1 protein-coding gene and 1 pseudogene are annotated in these 1,018 nt (G+C 67.2%); both read left to right on the top strand.

The window, feature by feature from the left end; translation table 11 throughout:
- A partial coding sequence (locus tag ACSFA3_RS26270) for a lactonase family protein (RefSeq protein ID WP_435508226.1) occupies nucleotides 1-873 on the top strand: 873 nt, incomplete at its 5' end.
- Nucleotides 873-1,018: pseudogene (locus tag ACSFA3_RS26265) on the top strand (ABC transporter permease); the annotation flags it as partial. The gene ACSFA3_RS26270 and the pseudogene ACSFA3_RS26265, both read left to right, overlap by 1 nt.

Raw genomic sequence — 1,018 nt, 5'->3', positions numbered from 1 at the left:
GAGACGGCCTGCGGCGGCAAGGACCCGGCCTACATCAGCGTGCACCCCGACGGCCGCTTTCTCTTCACGGCCAACTACGCGAGCGGCGACGTCAGCGTGCTCGCGCTGCGCGCCGACGGCACGCCCGATGCCGGCACCCCTGCGGTCGTCTACAAGGACATCGAGGCCTGTGGCGCATCCACGCCCTGCAAGCCCGGCGCCGACGTGGTGCCCGCGGCCGCGCGCTCGCACGAAGGCTTCGCCACCAGCGACCACGATGGCCCGCACGCGCACATGGTGCACGCCGACCCGAAGGGCAACTTCGTGCTGGTGGCTGATCTCGGGCTTGATCGCGTCATCTCCTACCGCTTCGACCGCATCACCGGCGTGCTGAGCCAGCCGAGTACGGTGGCCGTGTCGGAAAGCTCGGGCGCCCGGCACTTCGTGTTCCACCCGAACGGCAAGTGGCTCTACCTGGTGAACGAAGAGGCATCGACCATCGCATTCATGCGCTACGACAACGCCACCGGCGTGCTGACGCTCGTGAGCGAAACCTCAGCGCTGCCCAAGGGCTTCAAGGGCACCAGCTACGCATCGGGCATCCGCATGCTGCCGGGCGGTCAGCACTTCGTGTCGCTCAACCGGCTGCACGATTCGATTTCGCTCTTCAGGATCGACGCACGCACTGGTGCGCCCACGCTGGTACGCGAGGAATGGTCGCGCGGCAACTACCCGCGCAGCTGCACACTCGACCCGAGCGGCAGGTTCCTCTACGTGTGCCACAACAAGCAGGGCGACAACGTGACGGTCTTCCGCGTGAAGGGCGGCGACATCCAGTTCACCGGCCAGTACGTCGCAGTGGGCAGCGCGGCGGCCATCGAGTTCTCTGCGTGATGAAGAAATCGCTGTTCCGCTACATCGCCTCCCGAGCAGCAGGCATGCTCGTCGTGCTCGCCATCGTGGCTGTGCTCGTCTTCGTGCTCACGCGCGCGGCTTCGGGCGACCCTGTCTCGGTGCTGCTGGGCGACCAGGCCACCGC

Source organism: Variovorax glucosi (assembly GCF_051216695.1).
GTDB lineage: Bacteria > Pseudomonadota > Gammaproteobacteria > Burkholderiales > Burkholderiaceae_C > Variovorax.
This window is presented reverse-complemented; position numbering and strand designations above follow the sequence as displayed.